Origin of the sequence: Paenibacillus sp. BK720, from assembly GCF_011761545.1 — a bacterium.
Lineage (GTDB): Bacteria > Bacillota > Bacilli > Paenibacillales > Paenibacillaceae > Pristimantibacillus.
Genome location: NZ_JAASRQ010000004.1, coordinates 629493 through 651525, shown reverse-complemented (window position 1 = coordinate 651525; position 22033 = coordinate 629493). Strand labels below are relative to the sequence as shown.

At 52.4% G+C, this 22033-nt stretch carries 21 protein-coding genes; 15 read left to right on the top strand and 6 right to left on the bottom strand.

Annotation, left to right across the window (positions count from 1 at the left end; translation table 11 throughout):
* Positions 1-38: 38 nt before the first annotated feature.
* A complete protein-coding gene (locus FHT67_RS18505; RefSeq protein WP_167200551.1) occupies positions 39-1334 on the bottom strand; it encodes an SGNH/GDSL hydrolase family protein in 1296 nt (431 codons plus the stop codon).
* 396 nt (positions 1335-1730) lie between these two features.
* On the opposite strand from FHT67_RS18505, the gene gltB reads away from it, so the two are divergent.
* The 3 genes from gltB to FHT67_RS30385 all read left to right on the top strand — a co-directional run bounded on the left by gltB (position 1731) and on the right by FHT67_RS30385 (position 7699).
* Positions 1731-6332 carry a glutamate synthase large subunit gene (gltB, locus tag FHT67_RS18500; RefSeq protein ID WP_167200549.1) on the top strand — a complete coding sequence of 1534 codons (4602 nt, stop codon included), beginning with the start codon at positions 1731-1733 and terminating at the stop codon, positions 6330-6332.
* 446 nt (positions 6333-6778) lie between these two features.
* Positions 6779-7222 carry a DUF2975 domain-containing protein gene (locus tag FHT67_RS18495; RefSeq protein ID WP_481856718.1) on the top strand — a complete coding sequence of 148 codons (444 nt, stop codon included), beginning with the start codon at positions 6779-6781 and terminating at the stop codon, positions 7220-7222.
* A gap of 351 nt (positions 7223-7573) precedes the next feature.
* Positions 7574-7699: a hypothetical protein gene (locus tag FHT67_RS30385; RefSeq protein ID WP_279513609.1), complete on the top strand. Its 126-nt coding sequence runs from the start codon at positions 7574-7576 to the stop codon at positions 7697-7699.
* 15 nt (positions 7700-7714) lie between these two features.
* Here FHT67_RS30385 and FHT67_RS18490 read toward each other — a convergent pair whose 3' ends face one another.
* Positions 7715-8083 (bottom strand): helix-turn-helix domain-containing protein, encoded by a 369-nt coding sequence (locus FHT67_RS18490; RefSeq protein WP_132312039.1) that lies wholly within the window; start codon positions 8081-8083, stop codon positions 7715-7717.
* Between the two features lie 279 nt (positions 8084-8362).
* Here FHT67_RS18490 and FHT67_RS18485 point away from each other — a divergent pair, with 279 nt between their 5' ends.
* The 6 genes from FHT67_RS18485 to FHT67_RS18460 all read left to right on the top strand — a co-directional run bounded on the left by FHT67_RS18485 (position 8363) and on the right by FHT67_RS18460 (position 13882).
* Positions 8363-8788 (top strand): PilZ domain-containing protein, encoded by a 426-nt coding sequence (locus FHT67_RS18485; RefSeq protein WP_167200545.1) that lies wholly within the window; start codon positions 8363-8365, stop codon positions 8786-8788.
* Positions 8789-8809: 21 nt separating this feature from the next.
* A complete protein-coding gene (locus FHT67_RS18480) occupies positions 8810-9508 on the top strand; it encodes a CpsD/CapB family tyrosine-protein kinase (RefSeq protein WP_132312043.1) in 699 nt (232 codons plus the stop codon).
* On the top strand, positions 9508-10716 hold the full coding sequence (locus tag FHT67_RS18475; protein ID WP_167200543.1) for a sugar phosphate nucleotidyltransferase: 1209 nt from the start codon (positions 9508-9510) through the stop codon (positions 10714-10716). Before FHT67_RS18480 ends, FHT67_RS18475 begins: the two co-directional genes overlap by 1 nt.
* A gap of 33 nt (positions 10717-10749) precedes the next feature.
* Positions 10750-11709, top strand: coding sequence for an LCP family glycopolymer transferase (locus tag FHT67_RS18470; protein WP_207918195.1), 960 nt, complete (start codon positions 10750-10752; stop codon positions 11707-11709).
* A gap of 465 nt (positions 11710-12174) precedes the next feature.
* Positions 12175-13095, top strand: coding sequence for an ABC transporter ATP-binding protein (locus FHT67_RS18465; protein ID WP_132312047.1), 921 nt, complete (start codon positions 12175-12177; stop codon positions 13093-13095).
* Complete coding sequence (locus FHT67_RS18460; protein WP_132312049.1) at positions 13088-13882, top strand: ABC transporter permease; 795 nt, start codon at positions 13088-13090, stop codon at positions 13880-13882. The genes FHT67_RS18465 and FHT67_RS18460 overlap by 8 nt, the downstream gene beginning before the upstream one ends.
* A 79-nt stretch (positions 13883-13961) precedes the next feature.
* Here FHT67_RS18460 and FHT67_RS18455 read toward each other — a convergent pair whose 3' ends face one another.
* On the bottom strand, positions 13962-14381 hold the full coding sequence (locus FHT67_RS18455) for a bactofilin family protein (protein ID WP_132312051.1): 420 nt from the start codon (positions 14379-14381) through the stop codon (positions 13962-13964).
* A gap of 188 nt (positions 14382-14569) precedes the next feature.
* Between FHT67_RS18455 and rfbC the strand changes: the two genes are divergently transcribed.
* The 4 genes from rfbC (at position 14570) to cls (ending at position 18591) form a co-directional block, all read left to right on the top strand.
* On the top strand, positions 14570-15127 hold the full coding sequence (gene rfbC, locus FHT67_RS18450; protein WP_167200541.1) for a dTDP-4-dehydrorhamnose 3,5-epimerase: 558 nt from the start codon (positions 14570-14572) through the stop codon (positions 15125-15127).
* 10 nt (positions 15128-15137) lie between these two features.
* Positions 15138-16157: a dTDP-glucose 4,6-dehydratase gene (gene rfbB / locus FHT67_RS18445; protein ID WP_132312055.1), complete on the top strand. Its 1020-nt coding sequence runs from the start codon at positions 15138-15140 to the stop codon at positions 16155-16157.
* Between the two features lie 23 nt (positions 16158-16180).
* The gene (rfbD, locus tag FHT67_RS18440; RefSeq protein ID WP_132312156.1) at positions 16181-17032 is read left to right on the top strand and encodes a dTDP-4-dehydrorhamnose reductase; all 852 of its coding nucleotides are present in this window, start codon (positions 16181-16183) and stop codon (positions 17030-17032) included.
* 122 nt (positions 17033-17154) lie between these two features.
* Positions 17155-18591 (top strand): cardiolipin synthase, encoded by a 1437-nt coding sequence (cls, locus tag FHT67_RS18435; RefSeq protein ID WP_167200539.1) that lies wholly within the window; start codon positions 17155-17157, stop codon positions 18589-18591.
* 8 nt (positions 18592-18599) lie between these two features.
* Here the strand turns inward: cls and ligD are convergent, their stop codons facing one another.
* From ligD to ku, 3 genes are read right to left on the bottom strand one after another with little or no spacing between them, the layout of a single operon-like run.
* A complete protein-coding gene (ligD, locus tag FHT67_RS18430; protein WP_132312059.1) occupies positions 18600-19514 on the bottom strand; it encodes a non-homologous end-joining DNA ligase in 915 nt (304 codons plus the stop codon).
* Complete coding sequence (locus FHT67_RS18425; protein ID WP_132312061.1) at positions 19511-20461, bottom strand: ATP-dependent DNA ligase; 951 nt, start codon at positions 20459-20461, stop codon at positions 19511-19513. The genes ligD and FHT67_RS18425 overlap by 4 nt, the downstream gene beginning before the upstream one ends.
* Entirely contained in the window at positions 20461-21366 is a 906-nt protein-coding gene (gene ku, locus FHT67_RS18420) for a non-homologous end joining protein Ku (RefSeq protein WP_132312063.1), read from the bottom strand. The genes FHT67_RS18425 and ku overlap by 1 nt, the downstream gene beginning before the upstream one ends.
* A 145-nt stretch (positions 21367-21511) precedes the next feature.
* Here ku and FHT67_RS18415 point away from each other — a divergent pair, with 145 nt between their 5' ends.
* Both FHT67_RS18415 and FHT67_RS18410 read left to right on the top strand, forming a co-directional pair.
* Positions 21512-21700: a hypothetical protein gene (locus tag FHT67_RS18415; protein WP_132312158.1), complete on the top strand. Its 189-nt coding sequence runs from the start codon at positions 21512-21514 to the stop codon at positions 21698-21700.
* Positions 21701-21736: 36 nt separating this feature from the next.
* The gene (locus tag FHT67_RS18410) at positions 21737-21910 is read left to right on the top strand and encodes an H-type small acid-soluble spore protein (protein ID WP_132312065.1); all 174 of its coding nucleotides are present in this window, start codon (positions 21737-21739) and stop codon (positions 21908-21910) included.
* The last annotated feature ends 123 nt before the right edge of the window (positions 21911-22033 follow it).

The window sequence follows — 22033 nt, the reverse complement described above, 5'->3', positions numbered from 1 at the left end:
ACTATAGTGGGAGAATGTCAGCTTGCCGTCTTGTTGATTTATTTGTTTATAAAGGCGGTTTGCAGGGTGCCTCGGTATGTGACCTGGAGGCCAAGCGCTTCGGACAGCGCGGCGAGCGGAAGGTAAGTTTTCGATTCCTTTCCGGATTTCAGCAAAAATGCGGGAGGCGTTGTCAGCTTGACCTTCTTGCCGTCGATCGTTGCGTATGCGGAACCGATCGTAAAGGCAACCGCGTGATTGTTATAAGAAACCGTCGCGCTCTGAGCCGCGTTATTCCAGCTCAGCTTTGCGCCTAAAGCATCCGTTATATCCCTCATGGCGACAAAGCTGCGATTGCTGCGAAGGACGGGCGGGGCTGCCGAGGCGGGAAGCTCCTTGCCGTCAACGACAACGGACATTTCAACATTGGCCTGGCGCGGGCGGACGGCCCTGTAATCGCCCCAAATCGCGGTAGCGAAAGCGCGTCCGATTGCCGCGTAACCTTGATGGTTCGGGTGAATGTCGCCTTGAGCGATGGAGGTGTATTCCAGCTCATGGCCGACAAACAAGCTGTTGACGTCCGCTACCTGAAGCTTGATGCCGTCGGCAGCAAGACGGGTGCTTACCAGATCTAGCTTGCCGCGGAGCTTCGTTACACCGTCGAGCAAAAGCTTGCGCTTTGCTTCGGGATACAGCTCAATGGTCGTCGATCCGAATTGCAAAGGCGCGGGAACCGGCAAATATTGATCCGACATGACGATTTGCGTTTTGGGGTTCAGGGCGGCAATCGTTCGGATTGAAGCTTCGAGATCTTTTTCGTATTGATCCAATATCGTTTGGATGTAAGCGGAAATTTCGTCGTCGGCTGCTCCGGAATCCAGCTTGGCCATCACCGGCAGCAGATCGTTTCCTCCGATCGTTAGGATGATCAGGTTGGCGGAACGTATGGATTTAGCCATTTGGGCGGTTTGCCCTGCAAGGGTCTCCTTGCGGGGATCCTGCAGCTCCTTCTGAATGTCGTCCGCCTTCACGGTACGGCCGTCGGAAACAGCCTGGAGCAAGCGGTTCAAACCTTCGGCCTTTAGTCCGAGAATCCCGTAATTGACGTATTCCGCGCGGAGTCCATGGAACAGCGACTGCTCGTACACTTGCTCCACATACCCGTAGGGAACGGATTTTTCGGTATACCCATGCTCGTAACCCGCAGTTAAGGAATCGCCGAGAGCAACGATCCGATAAGGCTCCGGCACCCCCGATTCAGCCCTAGCCGGCGACCCTCCCCAGGCCGATGCGGCCAAGATCGCGAAAGCCAACAGCGCCATAATAGATTGGATTTTCCTTGATTTGCTATACAAATGTTCATCCTCCTTTTGATAAAATGTTAGGCATAGTATAAGAACACGAACAATGTGCTGTAAAGTAAAGTTTTATCACATTCATAAAAATATTAAATTGATTCCCTTTTGGCCTGATGTTAAAATAATATAATAACCGCAATGGCGGAACACGGCCCGGAACATGGTCAATCTTAAACGAAAGCTTCATGCAGCTAATCATTTTCGACCAGATACGAACGATTTCCTTTAAAAGCTTCGGAAAAGTTTGTGTCCGCGGATAAGATGCCATAAAGCCATCACGTTTAAGCTCGCAAGAACGGCAAGCAACAGGCCGGTGCGCCTCGATTGCTGCCGTTCGATACCGTTATTGAGCTATGCTTGCCCAAAAATCTTCTGATAGAAAGGTTGCACACGATGAAAGAGAAAATTTTTGGATTACCGCCGAAACAAGGTCTATACGATCCGCGCTATGAAAAAGACGCATGCGGCATGGGATTTGTAGCAAACATCAAAGGAAGAAAATCGCATACTGTCATTCGTCAGGCGCTGACATTGCTCGAGAACATGGAGCATCGCGGCGGTCAAGGCAGCGAACCAAATACGGGGGACGGAGCAGGCATCCTGATTCAAATCCCGCATGATTTCTTCGCACGTGAATTGAAAAAGCTTGAGATTGACCTTCCGCAAGAAGGAGAATATGCCGTCGGCCTGCTGTTTATGCCCCACGATGAAGCGATCCGCAGCTCGTTCGAGCGCGAACTGGAGAGCATCATCCGCGAAGAGGGCCAATCGCTGATCGGCTGGCGTACGGTTCCTACGAACGATTCGAAGCTTGGCCAATCCGCTCTGTCGGTGAAGCCGTTCGTTCGCCAAGTGTTTATCGCGAAGAATCCTGGCATTCAGGACGAATTGTCCTTTGAGCGCAAGCTGTACGTTATCCGCAAGCGCGCCGAGATCGCAATCCGTTTCGGTGGCAAAGAAGGCGGGGAAATGTTCTATTTCACCAGCCTTTCGAGCAAGAAGATCGTCTACAAAGGGATGTTGACTACCGAGCAGGTACGCTCGTTCTACCAGGAGCTGAACGACGAAGCTGTCGTGTCGGCTATGGCGCTTGTTCACTCCCGTTTCAGTACGAATACCTTCCCGAGCTGGGAGCGCGCTCATCCTTTCCATTATCTGATCCACAACGGCGAGATCAATACGCTGCGCGGCAACATCAACTGGATGCATGCCCGTCAGACCTTGTTCGAAACCGAACTATTCGGCGAAGACATGGAGAAGGTAAAACCGATCATCAGCCCGGACGGTTCCGATACGGCGATGTTCGACAACGCGCTTGAATTCCTGCATTTGTCCGGCCGTTCCCTGCCGCATGTTGCGATGATGATGGTACCGGAGCCTTGGTCGAACCATGAGAGCATGGACGACAAGAAGAAAGCATTCTACGAATACCACGCGACTCTGATGGAGCCGTGGGACGGACCTGCCGCAATGGCGATTACGAACGGTACGCAAATCTGCGCTTACCTCGACCGTAACGGCCTGCGTCCAGCCCGTTATTATGTAACGAAAGACGATCATATCATCCTCGGTTCCGAAGCCGGCACTGTCGAAATCGCTCCGGAAGAGATCGCGTACAAAGACCGTCTGCGTCCAGGCCGCATGCTCGTTGTGGATACGAAGGAAGGCCGCATTATTTCCGACGAGGAAGTAAAAGCGCAAATCGCGGCTGAACAGCCTTACCGCGAATGGCTCGACGAGCATCTCGTCGATCTCGAAGCATTGCCTGACGCGCCGGAGCTTCCTGAACTGGATCACGCTACCGTGCAGCAGCGCCAGCAGGCATTCGGCTATACGTTCGAAGATGTTCGCAAGGTGCTCGAGCCAATGGCGAGCAGCGGCCAAGAGCCGATCGCTTCCATGGGTTACGATGCGCCGCTTGCCGTATTGTCCGAGCGTCCTCAGCGCTTGTTCAACTACTTCAAGCAGCTGTTCGCGCAAGTGACGAACCCGCCGATTGACGCGATCCGCGAAGAGATCGTTACATCGGTAAGCACGACAATCGGGCCTGAGCGCAACCTGCTGAAGCCTGAACCGGAAAGCGCTCGTCATATCAAGCTGGATACGCCGATCCTGTCCAATGAAGAGTTCGCGAAGCTTCGCCACGTACGCCGTCCAGGCTTCAAGTCGATTACGCTTCCGATCTTCTTCCCGGCTGCCGAAGGCGAAAAAGGCCTGCGCGCAGCGCTTAAGCTGATGTGCGAAGCAGCAGACCGCGTTATTGATAAAGGCCATAATATTCTTATTTTGTCTGACCGCGGTATTGATAAAGACAACGCTGCAATTCCGTCGCTGCTTGCCGTAGCGGCCCTGCACCATCACCTGATCCGTCAAGGTACGAGAACAAAGGTAGCGATTCTGCTTGAATCCGGCGATCCGCGCGAAGTGCATCATTTTGCACTCCTGCTCGGCTATGGCGTCAATGCGGTAAACCCTTATCTCGCGTTCGAGACGCTGGACGATATGATCCGCCAAGGCATGCTGAGCAACATCAAGCATGAGAAGGCCGTTAAGAACTTCATTAAAGCGGCAACTAAAGGCGTAGTAAAAGTACTGTCCAAAATGGGTATTTCTACGATTCAGTCCTATCGCGGCGCGCAGATTTTCGAAGCGCTTGGCCTGCAGGAAGAGCTGATTAACGAATACTTCACATGGACACCGTCGCGTATTGGCGGTATCGGTCTCGATATCATTGCTCAAGAAGCACTGAAGCCTCATAACAAAGCTTACGCCGACCAAGAGGGCGGGGAGAAAGAACTTGACTCCGGCGGCGATTACCAATGGCGTAAAGACGGCGAAGACCATTTGTTCAGCCCGCAAACGATTCACACGCTGCAAATGGCATCCCGTAAGAACGACTATAACCTGTACAAGAAGTTCTCGAACATGGTTCAGGGCGAAGACAAGAAGCATATGATGCTCCGCTCGCTGCTCAAGTTCAAGGAAGGACGTCAATCGGTACCTATCGATGAGGTTGAACCGGTTGAATCGATCTTCAAACGTTTCAAAACAGGCGCAATGTCGTTTGGTTCCATCAGTAAAGAAGCGCATGAGAGCCTCGCAATCGCGATGAACCGCATTGGCGGCAAATCCAATACCGGCGAGGGCGGCGAAGATCCTGCACGCTTTATCCCTGATGCGAACGGCGATTCCCGCCGCAGCGCGATCAAGCAGGTCGCATCGGGCCGTTTCGGCGTAACGAGCAACTACTTGGTGAATGCCGACGAAATTCAAATCAAGATGGCGCAAGGCGCGAAACCGGGTGAAGGCGGCCAGCTTCCGGGACGCAAGGTTTATCCTTGGGTTGCGGAAGTTCGCGGTTCCACTCCTGGCGTAGGTCTCATCTCGCCGCCGCCGCATCATGATATTTATTCGATCGAGGACCTTGCCGAGCTGATTCATGACCTGAAGAACGCTAACCCTCGCGCACGCATCAACGTGAAGCTCGTATCCGAGGTTGGCGTAGGCACGATCGCAGCAGGCGTTGCGAAAGCCCGTGCCGACGTGATCATGGTTAGCGGTTATGACGGCGGTACAGGCGCATCTCCAATGAACTCGATCCGCCATGCGGGTCTGCCATGGGAGCTTGGTCTTGCGGAGACGCATCAAACGCTGATGCTGAATAACCTGCGCGACCGCGTCGTAATCGAAACGGACGGTAAAATGATGAACGGCCGCGACGTTGCGATTGCCATCCTTCTCGGCGCCGAAGAATACGGCTTCTCGACTGCACCTCTTGTTGTACTGGGCTGCGTCATGATGCGCGTATGTCAGCTGGATACTTGCCCGGTTGGCGTTGCAACGCAAAACCCTGAGCTTCGCGCGAAGTTTATGGGCGATCCTAGCCATGTCGTGAACTACCTAACCTTCATTGCGCAGGAGCTTCGCGAAATTATGGCCGAACTGGGCTTCCGCACGATTCAAGAGATGGTCGGCCGCGTCGACATTCTCGAATCGAAGAACCTGGTTGACCATTACAAAGCAAAAGGCATCGATCTTAGCCTTCTGCTGCATACGCCGGACGTACCGCAAGACGCAGCGCGTCATAACGTACAAGAGCAAAATCATGGCCTCGAGCTGTCGCTCGACATGCAGGAGCTCGTTCCGGGTGCGCAAGCAGCTCTGGAAAACGGCGAACGCGTTCGCGGCACATTCCCGATCTGCAACACAAACCGCGTAGTAGGTACTATTCTGGGCAGCGAAGTAACCCGCCGTTACGGCGCGAAGGGCTTGCCTGAAGATACGATTTCGTACCACTTCGTTGGTTCTGCGGGCCAAAGCTTTGGCGCGTTCGTACCGAAAGGCATTACGCTTTCGCTCGAAGGCGACTCCAACGACTATGTTGGTAAAGGTCTCTCCGGCGGTAAAATTATCGTAGCTCCGTCTCCGAAAGCTACGTTCGTAGCCGAAGAGAACGTTATTATCGGCAACACGGCGCTGTACGGTGCAACGGATGGCGAAGCCTATATCCGCGGTATCGCAGGCGAACGCTTTGCGGTACGTAACTCCGGCGTGAAGGTTGTTGTCGAGGGCGTAGGCGACCATGGCTGTGAATACATGACCGGCGGACGGGTTGTTGTCCTTGGCGGCACAGGCCGCAACTTTGCGGCAGGTATGTCCGGCGGCGTTGCGTACGTGTTCGATGAGAAAGGCGATTTCTTCAACAACTGCAATATCGAGATGGTTCTCCTTGAGCGTCTGGAGACAGAAGAAGATGTTGCCGAGCTTCGCGGCCTGATCGAGCGCCATGTCGAGTACACCGGCTCAGCAGTTGGCTCGCGCGTTCTGAACGATTGGGAAGGAAGCCTCGCGAAATTCGTAAAGGTTATTCCGAAGGATTACAAGAAAATGCTGGAGCATATCCGCAAAGCGGAGGATGCCGGCTTGAAGGACGATAAGGCGCTTCTCGCTGCTTTCGAAGAAAGCATGAAAGAGCTGGCTCGTACCGGAGGATAATGGGTAACAGGCTGGGCAATTGCTCAGCCTGTTTTTTGTTATTTGGAGAGTGTGGGATGATCGGGAATGACGGGAATGTATCTCCTTACGGCCGCTGTTGAAATCGTGGGGCTTTGAATCAATTAGGCGCTAAGGTAATCCCACGATTTCAAAGGCGAACGCTCCGCTCCTCCAGGAGATACATTCCCTCTATTCCCTCCAACCACATCACAAAAAACAAAAATAGCAGGCTGCGCAAAATGCCGCTCGCCTGTTGAAGGGAGGGGCAGGGAAGGGCGAAGAGCAAGAGCAAGGGCAAGGGCAAGGGCAAGGTAAATACTTTGCCCAACTCCAGGAGACAAAACGATTAAAATATATTGTAAAACAATAAATGAGGAATTATAATAACACTGAATCTAGACGATGAGGTGGTTATTATGAACCGCGTGCCCACTTTTTTTCTAAAGATGGCTGTGTTATTAATGGCAATACCTGCGATCGCGGTATGCGTATTTGCGGTAATTGCTTTAATCCGGGATAATCCAAACCAATTTCCAGGCAGGATGCATCCATCGGATATCGGCTTTTTCGCTGCTATGATCCCGTATTTTATTGCTTTATATACGGCCATGAAGCTGCTTGGATATATCGATAACAACACTGCGTTTTCGGAGCTGTCCTTACGGGCCTTAAAGAAGATTAAGTATTGCGGTGTATGCATGGGGATTCTATTGTCGGCTATGATGCCGTTCGTATTTATCATGGCCAGGCAAGAGAACGCGCCGGGTATTATCCTAATAGGGTTGGCTGCAGCTTATGCTTCATTCGTAATCGCCGGGTTTGGCGCATTGCTCGAGCGTTTGCTGCAAAATGCCATACAACTCAAGTCGGAGAATGAACTCACCGTTTAATCTCAGGGCATCGCCCAACATAAAATAACCGTCTCCACGGAGACGGTTATTTTATGTTTTGGACTTGCATAGGATGAAAGCAGTAGGAAACAAGCGCCCAAGAATACCTATCTATGAAAAAAAGGTTAGGAGCCCGCTATCTGTCTCTAACCTATTTCTAACCATTTATTATTGGATCTTACAAAGGCTTCCAAGAAACCGAAGCTGGAATTTTACGAAAAAATGGGCCGATATTCCTATTTTCGACAAAAAAAGAACTAATCTTACCACACTTTCCGACATATTCCAGTCGTACTGTTAGGTATAATAACGTTATTGTTTTACTTTATTAGAAGTAGGGAGTCGGATAAAATGAGAGATGCAGAAATGCAAGTAGCAAGCACCGAAGATACACGTACGGAGCTAAATATTAGGGAAATATTAATTCAACTCAATATTCCGCCGGAAAAATGGCCAGCGGATCTTATCCAACCCTAACAAATTATCCCGATTCTAATTCATCATTCGTTCCGCGCGAACGAATGCAATAAATCGTTTCGTCTCTTCAGCCGTAAGCTTACGACCGTCCACGCTTAAATTATACTTCTCCAGCAGCTCTTCGTCGGATAGCTCCAGATGATCGACAAAGCTACGAATATCTTCGCTTAACGCCGCCTGTGTATTCGTCGTTCTTCCTACCAAATAATCTATGGTAACTTGATACAGGTCAGCAAACTTCGCCAAGGTCTCCGTATCAGGCTCTCTGCGGTTTTTCTCGTAATGAGATAATGCAGCCCTTGATATGCCGAGCTTTGAGGCGGTTTGCTCCTGTGTCCATTTTCTTTCTTCCCTCAAGCCAGCAATTCGGTTTCCTATATTCATCCTTATATCCTCCTAAAATGACTGACTTCCGCTACACCTATATTAATACGTAGAAGTTAAAATTTCATTTGTTGCAACAAAACGTCGCAAAATATCCACGTTATCTTTATTTCCACTTGACATGTTACAAATCGTATCGTAAAGTGAAGGAAATGCTAGATACGTATTGTATCATCAATCCTCAGTATTCACACGTCTCGCCGCCTTTATTCCACTCTGCCAGCGTAACCGAAAGTTTAGGTCTCGCGGGTGAAAATCTGGTAAGGAGATGCTTCCGCTATGGGTGCCGACCCGTTTATACCACGGTCTAATATTCGTATTCACCTGAATGAAGGGATAACCGCCATGGCCGGTCTGCTGGATGAGCAGGGCCTTCTGCTTACGGCTTCGACATGTCCGGTGTTGATTCTGAACATCAGCCGTCATGGACTGTGCTTTTTGTCGGGACTGCGCTTTCCTGTGCATAAAGGCTACATGCTGGATTTCCAGATGAAAATCTCCGGAGTGGCGATCAATCTTCGCGGCCATGTCGTTTGGCGCAACGCGAGGGAGAACCAATATGAATACGGCATCGTCTTTCATCCTCCGGGCAGGCTACGGGCCGTGTTGGTCCGCATGCTGAATCAGGAGCTTCTGCGTCAAAGCCCGCGGCAGTACAAGATTCATGCATTATATCGGGCATTAAGTTATAAAGCAATTCAATAATAGCTGGCAGGTGGTAAACCCGTGCAACAATCCGTATTGGAAAATAGCAAGCTGATCACGACGAGCAATCCCGATTCCCCTATTGCCGAAGCGTACCGTTCTTTACGCACGAATATTCAATTTTCTTCAATAGATGTACCTGTGAAGACGTTGATGGTAACGTCCTGTCAGTCCGGCGACGGCAAAACAACAACGATTGCGAACCTTGCGGTTGCATTCTCGCAAGAAGGCAAACGTGTTCTTTTGGTTGATGCGGATTTGAGACGGCCTACCCTTCATACGGTATTTATGCTGTCCAATCAGTCCGGATTGACGAATGTTCTGGCAAATCAGATGGATTGGCAGGATGCGGTGCATTCCACCTCGGTAGATAATTTGTTTTTTATCGGCTCCGGACCTACTCCGCCTAACCCGTCGGAAATGCTGGGCTCCAAAAAAATGAATCAGCTTATCGAGGAGCTGTCCGCCCATTACGATATGATCCTGTTTGACGCTCCGCCATCTCTGGTTGTTACCGACGGTCTTGTGCTTGCTTCCAAGTGCGACGGCGTAGTTGCCGTCATCAGCGTTGGAATGACCAAGCGCCAGCAAGCGAAAAAGTTGTACGCCAGTCTTGAGCATGTAAAAGCGAAGCTGCTCGGAGTCGTGCTCAACAATAAGAAAAAGAAAAGCAAGGAACAGTTGTATTACACCTATTACGGAACTAACGGGAGGATGTAATGGGAGAGCAGCAAGTAAGACTCGTATTATTAGCCGGCGGTCAAGGCAGACGGATGTGGCCGCTTTCTCATGCGAAGCGCGCAAAGCAGCTTCTGCCCCTGCTGTCTGGACCGAATGGTGAAAGAGAGTCTTTGCTGAACAGGCTGTGGCGGCAGCTGGACCAGGTTGGTCTGCAGCAGGATGCGTTTATCGCGATCAGCCGCAATCAGACGGATATCCTGCGCGACCAGCTCTCCATCAATCTGAACGTGATTCAGGAGCCGGAAGCGAAAGGCCGTTATCCCGTGGTTGCCCTTGCTGCTTCCTATCTTTATTCGGTTGCTTCCATTCCTCTCCACGAGACGGTTGCCGTGTTGCCGGCGGACTTGTATGTGGAGGAAGAAGACTGGCTTGAAACGCTGAAGGAGCTGCCGGAACAGCTTCGCAGACATCAATTAGATCGTGCGTTGACAAGCGATGAGAGCGGCATTATCGTCTTCCGGTTGGAAAGCGTAATTTCCGCTTTGACGGAAGAAGGTCTTCCCGTCCAGTATGAGCAGCTGTTCCGTCATTACGGGGAGCTTCATAGCCGGCTGGAAAACGGAATGACCCGATTATTTGAAAGAAGCCCCACCTTCCGGATGCCGGAGCAGCCCTTCTGCCGCATTGACAGCTGGAGTGCTCTTGCTGCCGCGTTCCCGGAAAACGCTTCTATTTATAATGATTCGGCAGCTCCCGTAATTATGATGGGGCTGAGCAATATTACGGTGGCGGTTTCTTCCGCGGGCATTCTCATTGCCGATCAAACAGCCTCTATTCCTGATGAACAGGTACGGAACCTAAGCGCGGAGCAACAACCGCTGGTCCCCGGTTATGAGGCAGGCAGGTGGGGGAAGGCAATCGTGATAAGCTGCATGTCCAGCGAGGAAGGGCAGCAAGCCATCACGAGAAAGCTCGAAGTGGTGGAAGGCGGGTTTCTAAGCTATGCCTTTTATCTTCGGCGGAAAATCGTCTGGACAGTGCTGGCCGGTGCCGGAGAGCTAATCCGCAATGAGAAGAGAAGCATCATTAAGACAGGCGAAGTTGTCGAGCTTCTGCCGGGAGAGCGGCATACCGTTGTGGCCGGATCCGGACTGACGCTTCTGGAAGCGCATATCGGAACGGATCTAACCGAAGATGACCGGATTGTGCTCGGAGATTTCGGGGAGGAAGTCAGCACGGCCATCTAGGTGCAGCGGTCATGAAGAAGGGGGAAGAAAAGGGTGAGACGGGGCTGGAGAAGAGCGCTAATCGGCATTGGGGCGGGATTAGTTATCCTTGCTGTCGGGACGGCCGGCTATGCCTGGCATCTGTACGGTTCGGTGAAAGAGACGGCGGGCAAAATCTATGAGCCGATAAAGCCCACGGTATACGTAAGCAAGGATCCGGAGGTAACGGTCAAACCGCAGCAGGCGGCTCAGGCTTTAATCGAGAAGCGGCATCCTTTTACGGTATTGGTTATGGGCGTTGACGAGCGGGAGAACGATAAAGGACGCTCCGATACTTTAATTGTGCTTGCGGTTAATCCGGAGAAGAAATCCATCCTCATGTTCAACATACCTCGCGATACAAGAACCGAAATCATCGGTCACGGCACAACGGACAAAATCAATCATGCGTATGCCTTTGGCGGCGTATCGATGGCGAAAAACACGGTCGAGCATTTTCTGGATTATCCCATCGATTATTACATCCGGATCAACATGGAAGGCTTCGCCCATCTGATTGACATTCTCGGCGGCGTCGAGGTAAACAATCCGTTTGCCTTCTATTATGAGGATCACCAATTCGATAAAGGCACGCTTAAGCTGAATGGCGAGCTTGCGCTCAAATATTCCAGAATGCGTTACGACGATCCAAGAGGGGATCTTGGCCGGAATGCCAGACAGCGGGAGATTCTGACGGAGGTCATGAAGAGCTCGCTTCAGTTCTCCAATATTACTCAGATTCAAAAGATACTGAAAGAGCTGGGGAGCAGTGTCAAAACAAACATTACGTTTGACGAGATGAAGACCTTTATGACCGATTACCGGGAAGACCTCGGCAGTATCGATACCGTTGAGATTAACGGTTCGGGAAGCATGATCAATAAAGTCTGGTACATGCTTGTAAGCAAGGAAGAGAAAGAGCGGATTCACGAGCTGCTAAAAGAACAAATGGATACCAATCAGACGGCGTCTTAACAGGACGCTGTTTTTTGCAGCCGAACTGTAAACGCTTACACGTTAAAAGGCGACAAATTGCATACAAGTATTGACAACTTTCGCTAAATCCAATAAAGTAAAGATACGAATTGTAACAACAATTCGATATTGATACAAATAGTATTGTGAGCGGGGGAGTAATGATGATGCAATTGGAAGAATGCTTTTATTGCGTGGGCTGCGGAAAAATGGTAAAGGTGCATGATGCAAAAGCGCTTTTTCGGACCGGCTTTTTCCGTGTTGTCCTACCGTTAGGCTGCTGCTCGGATTGTTCACGGGTCTAAGCGCAAACGGCTGCGCCGTCCTCTAAATAAAGTCTTAATAGGCTGTTCACTTTCCCTCCCCCTTCTAATTCGCTATAATAGACGGACGATACATAGAACTAGATTTTGGAAAATCAAGCAATGATTCATCAAGCGATGATTCATTCAAAGGGAGGGTATCATGGAGCAACCGATCGTACAGCTGCAGCAAGTGACGAAGCGAATCGGGCAGAAGACGATTATAGACAATCTGACGCTGGATCTGCCTTTAGGCGAAGTGTTTGGTTTTCTTGGGCCCAACGGCTCCGGCAAAACGACCACGATCCGCATGATGGTCGGCCTCATGGCCATGACCGCGGGCGAAATCAAAATCGGCGGCTACAGCATCCGGACCCAGTATCAACAGGCTATTCGGAATGTGGGAGCGATTGTCGAGAATCCGGAAATGTACAAGTATTTGACGGGTTATCAGAATCTTATCCATTTCGCGCGGATGATCGAGGGTGTGACGCCCGAAAGGATTCAGGAGGTCATTACCCTTGTTGGGCTGGAATCCCGCATTCATGACAAGGTGAAAACTTATTCTCTCGGGATGCGCCAAAGACTGGGGGTCGCTCAAGCGATTCTGCACCGTCCTAAGCTGCTTATCCTTGACGAGCCAACCAACGGATTGGATCCGGCCGGTATCCGCGAGCTTCGCGATTACCTCCGCCAGCTGTCCAAGGAAGAAGGCATCGCCGTATTCGTCTCCAGTCACCTTCTCTCCGAGATGGAGCTGATGTGCGACCGGGTTGCGATTATTCAAAGCGGCAAGCTGATCGATGTGCGGACCATCCACCAGGGAGGTCTGGATGCCGCTAGCAATGTGAATATGCTCTTTGAAGTAGACAAGCCTGCGGAAGCATCCGAGGTTGCGGCGGGGCTTGGCAAAGCTGCGTTCAGGGAAGGCGACAGCCTTATTATTGAAGCGAATCGCGAGTTCGCGGCGGATTTTAACGCCCGATTGGTCGCCGCAGGCATCAAGGTGTACGGCATCCGCGTCCAAACCAAGTCGCTTGAGGATCAATTCCTTGAAGTAACGGGGGGTGAGCGCATTGTTTAATTTTTTCAAGCTGGTTCAGAATGAGAACATGAAAATTTACCGCCGCCCTCGGACGTATGTCATGCTGGGCATCTTGCTTGCGTTAATCGCGGCAATATCGATTATCGGTTATTTCGTGGATCAGAATCATACAACCTCCGCATGGAGCATGATTATGACGGAAGTGATGATCTCGTATACGCTGATTACCGTATTTACGATCATAATCGCTTCCTCGGGCGTAGCCGACGAGTTTACGAGCGGCACAATCAAGCTGCTTCTGATTCGTCCGTGGACAAGGTCCAAAATTCTGCTGTCCAAATACATTGCCGTTCTCCTGTATGCGCTAGGCATGGTTATCGTTATGCTGCTGTTTGCCATCGTGCTGAATTTGATTCTGTTCGATGCCGGCGATAATACGGCAACCGATATCATTTCCCCGCTTGTGTCGGGATCCATGGCGGCTTATTTGATTAAATACGCCCTGCTGAAGTACGTGTCGCTGATCGTCACAACAACGCTTGCCTTTATGCTGGCGACCGTGTCCCGCAGCGGCGCGCTCGCTATCGGCTTGTCGCTGTTCCTGATTTTGGGGGTTAATTCCTTTACGCCATTGCTGGCAGCGCTCAAGTATAAATGGGCGGATTACATTTTGTTCATCCACCTTGACCTTACGCAATATTTGAACGATACGCCATTGCGCGACGGTTCAACGATGGGCTTTTCCATCGCCGTCCTGGCCGTCTATTACGCCATCTTTGTCGCTCTGGCCTGGTATGTCTTCAAGAAGAGGGACGTAGCGGCTTAATAGCGAAAAGACTCCCATTCGGTTCTTCCTTCCGGAAGAGCAGAATGGGAGTTTTTCGTGACCGGCCGTATAGGTCCGATCAAACGGCCTGGCGGGCTTTTTCCTTCTCGCGGCTTTGTTCTTTGGCTGGCTCGGACAACGGGCGGGTACGCTCGGTTTGGCGCTCCATGTGGCAGGTACCGTTCAGCATGCCGCCGTCCTGTACAATAATGCCTTGAGCGGATAAGCTGCCGGTCAGCTGCCCGGTTGCGGTAATGGTCAGCCTTCCTTTGGCGGTTACCTCGCCGTATACCTTGCCCGCAATCGTAATGTCCCTGGCGGTTATGTTCGAGCGTGCCATACCGTTTTCTCCGATAATGACATCCCCCAGACATTCAATGTCTCCGCTATGTTCTCCTTCAATGCGGAGGTTCGCCTCGCAGACCAGCTTGCCCTCGATATGCGTTCCGAGACCAATCAACGTATCGGTCGCCGAAACACGCTTGTTATCCTTGAACATGGGATGGGTTGATCCTCCTTCCGCTCGGCCGGATTTGACGTTCTATTGACTTTTATTCTCGCAAAGCTCGAAACATGCCAGAATTATCTTTCGGCGATAGGAGAAAAATGGCGTATACCTACGGGTCAGTACGAGTTTGTCGAATATAATGATAGTGCCAGAGTTCTGATTGAACAGGATGGTGAGGCATGAACGTAATGGAAACAAGGCTGCCGGGAGTGAAGCTGCTGGAGCCGCCTGTATACGGCGATCACAGAGGATTTTTTACCGAAAGCTATAACGAGAAGACGGCACGAGAGAATGGCATCCTGCATGCTTTCGTTCAGGATAATCATTCGTTGTCGGTCGAAGTGGGGGTTCTCCGCGGCCTGCATTATCAGCTTCAGCCGAAAGCGCAGACCAAGCTGGTCCGGGTTACGGCGGGGGCGATCTACGATGTCGTTGTGGACATACGCCGCGGCTCGCCAACCTTTGGGCAATGGCAGGGCTTTATTCTGAGCGCGGCCAATAAGAGACAGCTGTTAGTTCCGCAAGGCTTCGCCCACGGCTTCTGCACGCTGGTGCCAAACTGCGAGGTGCAGTATAAGGTGGACGCCTTGTACGCCGCGGAGCATGACAGGGGGATTGCCTGGAACGATCCTGCGCTTGGCATTGACTGGCCGGTATCGAAACCGATTCTGTCGGACAAAGACGCTAAGCATCCCGTGCTTGCCCAGGCGGAAATCAATTTTGTCTATGAGGGGTGAGCATTCCGCAATGAAACTGTTAATTACGGGCGGAGCGGGGTTTATCGGGAGCAACTTCGTTCATTATATGCTGAGCCGTTATCCCGATTACGAGATTATTAACGTCGATGCCTTAACGTATGCGGGCAACCCGGAAAATCTGCGGCAGGTGGAGAAGCATCCGAACTATACGTTCGTCAAAGCGGATATTGCCGATCAGGCGGCGCTTACCCCGCTGTTTGAATCGGGTATTGACGCGGTCATTAACTTTGCCGCGGAATCCCATGTGGACCGCAGTATTTTGCAGCCGGGACTGTTTGTGCATACGAATATCGTCGGGACACAGACGCTGCTTGATTTGTCCAAGACTTTTCGAGTGCAGAGATACGTGCAGGTGTCGACGGACGAGGTATACGGTACGCTTGGGGCAGAGGGACTGTTTACGGAAAGCACGCCGCTTGCGCCGAACAGTCCGTATTCGGCAAGCAAAGCCGGGGCCGATCTGCTTGTCCGCGCTTATCACGAGACCTACGGCCTGCAGGCTGTCATTACGCGTTGTTCGAATAACTATGGACCGTATCAGTTCCCGGAAAAGCTAATTCCGCTGATGATCCTGAACGCGCTGCAGGATAAGCCGCTGCCGGTTTACGGCGACGGTCTTCAGATCAGAGACTGGCTGTATGTCGAGGATCATTGCAAAGCGATCGATCTGGTGCTTCATCGGGGCCGGATCGGGGAGGTGTACAACGTTGGCGGCAGCAATGAACGAACCAATCTTCAAGTCGTGCAGACCATTCTGCAAGAGCTGGGCAAGCCGGCTTCGCTGATCCGCCATGTGCAGGACCGTCCGGGCCATGACCGGCGTTACGCGATTGACGCGAATAAAATCAAAACCGAGCTGGGATGGACACCGGAGCACAGCTTCGAGAAAGGCATTGCCTCTACGATTGCCTGGTATCTTCGCAACGAAGAATGGCTGGAGAAGGTTGTATCCGGCGCTTACATGCGCTATTACGATACGCAGTATGCGAAAAGGCTGGAGTCCGAATGACCGGAACGGAGGAGAATAGAAGGCTGAAGGTAGCCGTCACGGGAGCAAACGGACAGCTGGGACGCGAGCTCGCGATGCTGGACACCGGAGGCCGGTTCGAGATTATTGGGCTTAGCCGCTTGGAGCTCGACATTACGGACCTGAAGCAATGCCGAAGCGTAATGGCTCGGCTTCGTCCGGATGCCGTTATTCACTGCGCGGCCTATACCGCGGTGGACAAAGCGGAAGCGGAGCCCGATGAAGCCTTCCGCATTAACGCTGCCGGTACGCGTAATATAGCGGTTGCCGCAAGGGAGATCGGCGCCAAGCTGTGCGCGGTGAGCACCGATTACGTGTTTGACGGAACGGGCACGGTTCCGTATAAGGAGCATGACCGGACCAATCCCCGGACGGTATACGGGCAGTCCAAACTGGCCGGCGAGCAGGCCGTGTCGAGCCTGCATGACCGTTATTATATCGTCAGAACCTCCTGGGTATTTGGGGCTCATGGCAATAACTTCGTAAAAACCATGCTCAAGCTTGCTTCGGAGCGGGAACAGCTTAAGGTTGTGGCGGATCAGTGGGGCTCGCCGACCTACACCAGGGACTTGGCCGTCTTCCTGCTGGAGCTGGTCAGCACCGATTATTACGGAATTTATCATGCCTCCGGCAGCGGATTCTGCTCCTGGTACGAGTTTGCGCAGGCGATTATGGAGGAGAGCGGCAGCAGCACCCGGATCGAGCCTTGCGCGACGGAGGAGTTTCCCCGGCCGGCTCCCCGCCCGCATTATTCGGTCATGGATCATGGCGCGATTCGCAGCAACGGCTTTAAGCCGCTCCCGCCTTGGCGGGAAGCGCTCCGCCGTTATTTATCCAATGTCCAATCATCGTATTGAGGGGTAACCGCCTGTCTGCCGGAATCACCGGGCAGACAGGCGGTTTTTGCGTTCTTCTAGTATACGCTTAAGGCGGGTCGACCAAACTAAATGAATGGGAATTTTAGCAGCGGGGTGAGAGGATGATCGGTTGGTATATCGGAATAATCCTATTTTTACTCCTGTATAGCGCTCAATCTGCTGTCATTGTATGGATCGAAAGGCGTCTTCCGGCCAAGGCGGCCGCTTGGATTGTCATTGCGCTGGCCGTTCCTGTTCTTGGTTTTGCGGGATATTGGATGATTGGCCGCTCGAGACGCGTTAAGAAAGGACAGGCCGTCTCGAGAGAATACGAACAGGCTGCCGAGCGGTTGTCCGTTTGCGCCGACGGTCCGGGCGAGCTGGGGCAAGCAGGCCTGCTGGAGCGGGAACAGCTGCTTCGGGTCCTGCGCGTATCTTCCGGCAGACCGGTTACGTTAGGCAACCAGGTGAAGGTGCTGACGAACGGGAGGGAGACGTTTGCCTCCATATTGGAAGAAATGAACCAGGCCAGTCATCATATTCACCTGGACTATTACACGATCCGCGATGACGGGATTGGCCGTGAATTTTTGAAGATCCTGACCGCCAAAGCCCAGGCGGGCGTTGAGGTTCGCGTATTGTATGACGGGATTGGAAGCGTCAAACTAAGCAAGCGGTATGTCCGGGAGCTGAAGCGTTCTGGCGTGCAGGCAAGCTGTTTTTCCCCGCCGGGGACCGCCTTGCTCAATCGGCTCCTGAACAGCCGCAATCACAGCAAGATTGCCGTGATTGACGGGAAAGTCGGATTTGTAGGCGGCATTAATATCGGAGACGAGTATCTGGGCAAGGACAAGAAGCTGGGCTTCTGGCGGGATACGCAGCTTCGGCTGGAAGGGGACGCGGTTTATTTTCTGCAGGAGCTGTTTATGAAGGATTGGGAGCTTGCCGCCAAGGAGCGTCTGCCGGTGAATGCCGGTTACATGCCCGAGCATGATCCGGATGAAGCCAAGCAAGAGCCGGTAATGATTGTTTCCAGCGGTCCTGACCGGAACGGGGAGCCGATCCTGGAGACGGCGTTCGCCGCCGTGAAAGCGGCCCGTACAAGCGTCTATATTTCAACGCCTTATTTTATTCCGGATGAGAGCCTGCTGGCCGTACTCGGGAGTGCCGCGAAAAGCGGGGTAGATGTGAGGCTGATTATCCCGGGCGTGCCGGACACGCGGTTCGTTCTATGGGCGACCTTGTCGTTCGTGGAACGGATGCTGGAAGCAGGAGTCCGGGTGTACCGTTACCAGAAAGGCTTCATTCACGCGAAAGTGATGGTCGTGGATGATCTGCTTGCGATAGTGGGAACGGCCAATATGGACATGAGAAGCTTCCACAGCAATTTCGAGCAAAATGCGGTGTTGCTCGACGCGGAAACGGTCAAGCGTTTGAGGCGGGATTACGAGCAGGATCTGCTTGACAGCCGCGAGCTGGAGCTGGAAAGCTTCCGGCAAAGAAGGAAAAAGGAAAAGGCAGCGGAGGCCGCTGCCAGACTGTTGTCGCCGCTCTTGTGAGGGGCGGCTTATTTTTTTGCTTGAATAAAGCTGAGGACGTGGCTCAAATCCTGCGGCTTCTCCAGATCGATCAAATCGCCGTAACGCTGCAAACGCTCCCCGATGTTCAGAAGATGGAAGTCAGCCGGCTTAATGCCCCCGGCGTATACTTCTTCCCACTTGAGCGGCGTCGAGACGGGAGCGCCATAGCGCGCTCTTGGCGTATAGGGGGCTGAGATGGTTTTGCCCTTGTAATGCTGAAGGTAATCGACATAAATCAGATCGCCGCGGTTTTTGGTCAACCGCTCCACGGTGAACAGCTGCGGGTAGGCGCTGGACAAATAATCTCCGACAAACTGGCCCAAGCCTCTCAATTCATCGAAGGTGTATTTCTGCTGCAGCGGCACGACAATCTGGACGCCCGTTGCGCCCGAGGTTTTGGGAACGGAGCGGATGTTCAGCGATCCCAGCAGCTTTCCGACAAGCGCGGCGGCTTCGATGATGCGCGGTTCCTCCTCGCGGGAAGGATCAAGATCCAGAATCCATTCGGTCGGATAGTCCGGATTGCTGATCCGGTCGAACGAAGCATGGAACTCCAGGCAGGCCAGGTTGCCAAGCCATAGCAGAGTCGGAAGATTATCGAGATGCACGTACGAGATCCCTTCGCTTGCTGCGATACGGACAAAATCCGGCTTTGGTTCGGGACAGTTTTTCTGATAAAACGATTTGCCCGAGTAACCATGGGGATAGCGGATGGTCGTCAAGTAACGGTCTTTGCAATGCTTGAGCAAAAAAGGCGACAGCATGGCAAGCTTCTCCAAATACATCAGCTTGGTAATCCCGTGCTCGGGCCAAAGCGGTTTTTCCGGATTGGTGACGGTGATTTCCTGTCCTTCCACCGTAACGGTTGCGGGCCGCTTGGCGGATGAGCTTGTTTTGTTCATGAGTGTCCTCCTAATGGTTTTAGGCCAAAGGATACAAGCTTGGGATGTCTTAATAATCCGGCGGATGTCAGCTCGAGTCCGGTAACCCGGCAAGGAAGCGGGGAGGGCAGCCAAACGATGCTCTCGCCCTTAAGCTCCGCCGGCAAAGCCGGAAAAGGCATCGGCCACGAGGGAGCGTCGCTTCTCCGCAGCTGCAGCGTTTGACCTAGCGCTTCCCGCATCGCTTCGTCAAGACCAAGCGAGACGCTGCCGATAAAACGGCCCTGATCGGACATGATCAGGCTGGCTGCGCGGCCGTCTCGGCGCTTTACGCCTACGATGCCGACGTCAAGCAGGAGCGCCCTTTTCTTTTTCAGCCAATCGCGATGGGCTTTGCCTTCCTTATAAGGACTATCAAGCCTCTTGCTGACGATTCCTTCCCACTGATGCTCATCGACCCATTTCCATAAAGCATCCGCATCCGTATAGAGATCGGTTATGAGAAGCCGGTCGGACTGGACGGGCTCCAGCTTGGCAACCAGCCGTTTATGCCGCTCCGCATAGGGAAGCGGGCGCAGGTCCTCCTCGCCGTCCTGCAGCAGGTCGAAGAGAACATACAGCACCTTCCCTTTGCTTGAGGAAGAAGAGAGGTCCCCGCCGAAGCTGCGCTCACGGCTAAGCACCATTTGAAAATTCGGGCGTTCGCCATCGTAATAGACGATCTCGCCGTCCAGCATGCAGGGACCAAGCGCTTCCGCCTGCTCCTGCAATGTCCGGCGGATTTCCGGGTAAACGGCATTTTTGTTCAGCAGCTTGCGCGAGAACAGGTCTATTCTTCCATCCTCATGAACCGTCGCGACGATACGGACGCCATCCCATTTGATCTGATAGATCCAGCCGGACTCCTTAGGGATACGGTCATCCGCGACAGGAATCATCGGCTCGGCAGGAAGCGTAAAGACCGTCATTAAGAGACGGTCTCCTCTGCTTTAGGCTTCTTGGTTCTAGGTTTGCGCGGCTTTACAACCGGTTTGTCCGCGGCGGCTTCAGGAGCTGCGGCCGCAGGTTTGCCGGCACCGGTATCGAGACCCACTCCGCCCGGAGGCAGCTTGGCCGCGTCAAGGCTCGCCTGCAGCGCGGCCATCAGATCAAGCACGTTGGTTTGCTCCTGCTGCGGAGCTACGCGTATTTCCTGGCCCGCCACTTTATTATGGATGGCCTGAAGCATGTTGGCCCGGTAATCATCGGTATATTTGGACGGTTCGAACGGAGTGGACAGCTGCTCGATCAGAAGCTTGGCCATCGTCAGTTCTTTATCGTTGATGGCAAACGATTCGGGAATTCCGGGAACATGGGAGATCGAGCGGATCTCATCCGGATAATAAATCGTCTCCATTGCCAGACAGTTATCAATGACCCGAATAGCGGCTAAGCTGCTTTTCGAACGGATCGATACTTTGGCTACGCCGATCTTGCCGGTATCGGACATCGCCTGAAGCAATAAGCCGTAAGCATTGCTTCCGGCCTGATCCGGGGACAAATAATACGTCTTCTGGAAGTAGACGGGGTCGATTTCCTCGAGCGCGACAAAATCAAGAATTTGAATCGTGTGAGACTTTTCCCCGGCCAGCTGCTCCAGCTCTTCCTTCTCGAACAGCACATAACGGCCTTTCTCGTACTCGTAGCCTTTAATGATATCGTCCCATTCCGCCTCTACGTCGCAATTCGGACAGCGCCGTACATAGGCGATCGGACTGCCGCAAGGCTTGTGGATCATGCGAAGCGAAATATCCTTATCCTCCGTAGCGGTAAACATTTTCACTGGCACATGGACAAGCCCGAAGCTGATTGCGCCTTTCCACACCGTATGCATCTGGTTACTCCTCCTAAAATGATTATTTATTTTTATGCCTTCATCTATTTCTTTATTGTTCCCGCAATGCATGAGAATCAATCAAATCGGGCATATTTTGCTTGAACCAACAATGCTTGCCGCAGGGAGGAGTGAAGCGACTATGATGGAATTCGACGACTTGGAAAACAAAGAAAAGGCGCCGGCTGACAAATGGGACGAAGGCCGCGACAATTACTTTATGGATATTGACCGTATGGTGAATGAAGGCTTGGGCGGGGGCACCGTGTCCGAGCATAACGGGCTAATCGATGAATCGACAACCGATTACATGGTTCCCGAAACGAAGGACTGACCTGCAAAGGCAAGTGCGAAGGAGGCCGCGAAGCCAATGGACGTTAACCGTGCCAAACAAATTTATCAATCAGAGGAATCGATCAAGGTCCATCTTGATGACGGGAATTCCGTATGGATTGAACATGTGGACGAAGCAAGCGGTACAGCGACCGTACAGGTCGGAGGACATTCCAAGACGGTACCCGTAGACCGTCTGCAAGAAGGTTAATGGCTTGAAATGAAGGAAGCCGTCTGGGTCTCGGGACCCGGACGGCTTTTTTATTTTGCCGGAAGCATAACCTTTTTGGCGGGGATGCCATTTTATATTTGTAAAAAAATTGAAACCTTTGCC

Excerpts from the sequence above, each read along its gene's own strand:
- gltB (WP_167200549.1), top strand. The coding sequence starts at position 1,731 with ATGAAAGAGAAAATTTTTGGATTACCGCCGAAACAAGGTCTATACGAT.
- FHT67_RS18495 (WP_481856718.1), top strand. The coding sequence starts at position 6,779 with ATGGCTGTGTTATTAATGGCAATACCTGCGATCGCGGTATGCGTATTT.
- FHT67_RS30385 (WP_279513609.1), top strand. The coding sequence starts at position 7,574 with ATGAGAGATGCAGAAATGCAAGTAGCAAGCACCGAAGATACACGTACG.
- FHT67_RS18490 (WP_132312039.1), bottom strand. The coding sequence starts at position 8,083 with ATGAATATAGGAAACCGAATTGCTGGCTTGAGGGAAGAAAGAAAATGG.
- FHT67_RS18485 (WP_167200545.1), top strand. The coding sequence starts at position 8,363 with ATGGGTGCCGACCCGTTTATACCACGGTCTAATATTCGTATTCACCTG.
- FHT67_RS18475 (WP_167200543.1), top strand. The coding sequence starts at position 9,508 with ATGGGAGAGCAGCAAGTAAGACTCGTATTATTAGCCGGCGGTCAAGGC.
- FHT67_RS18465 (WP_132312047.1), top strand. The coding sequence starts at position 12,175 with ATGGAGCAACCGATCGTACAGCTGCAGCAAGTGACGAAGCGAATCGGG.
- FHT67_RS18455 (WP_132312051.1), bottom strand. The coding sequence starts at position 14,381 with ATGTTCAAGGATAACAAGCGTGTTTCGGCGACCGATACGTTGATTGGT.
- rfbC (WP_167200541.1), top strand. The coding sequence starts at position 14,570 with ATGAACGTAATGGAAACAAGGCTGCCGGGAGTGAAGCTGCTGGAGCCG.
- rfbB (WP_132312055.1), top strand. The coding sequence starts at position 15,138 with ATGAAACTGTTAATTACGGGCGGAGCGGGGTTTATCGGGAGCAACTTC.
- cls (WP_167200539.1), top strand. The coding sequence starts at position 17,155 with ATGATCGGTTGGTATATCGGAATAATCCTATTTTTACTCCTGTATAGC.
- ligD (WP_132312059.1), bottom strand. The coding sequence starts at position 19,514 with ATGAACAAAACAAGCTCATCCGCCAAGCGGCCCGCAACCGTTACGGTG.
- FHT67_RS18425 (WP_132312061.1), bottom strand. The coding sequence starts at position 20,461 with ATGACGGTCTTTACGCTTCCTGCCGAGCCGATGATTCCTGTCGCGGAT.
- ku (WP_132312063.1), bottom strand. The coding sequence starts at position 21,366 with ATGCATACGGTGTGGAAAGGCGCAATCAGCTTCGGGCTTGTCCATGTG.
- FHT67_RS18415 (WP_132312158.1), top strand. The coding sequence starts at position 21,512 with ATGGAATTCGACGACTTGGAAAACAAAGAAAAGGCGCCGGCTGACAAA.
- FHT67_RS18410 (WP_132312065.1), top strand. The coding sequence starts at position 21,737 with ATGGACGTTAACCGTGCCAAACAAATTTATCAATCAGAGGAATCGATC.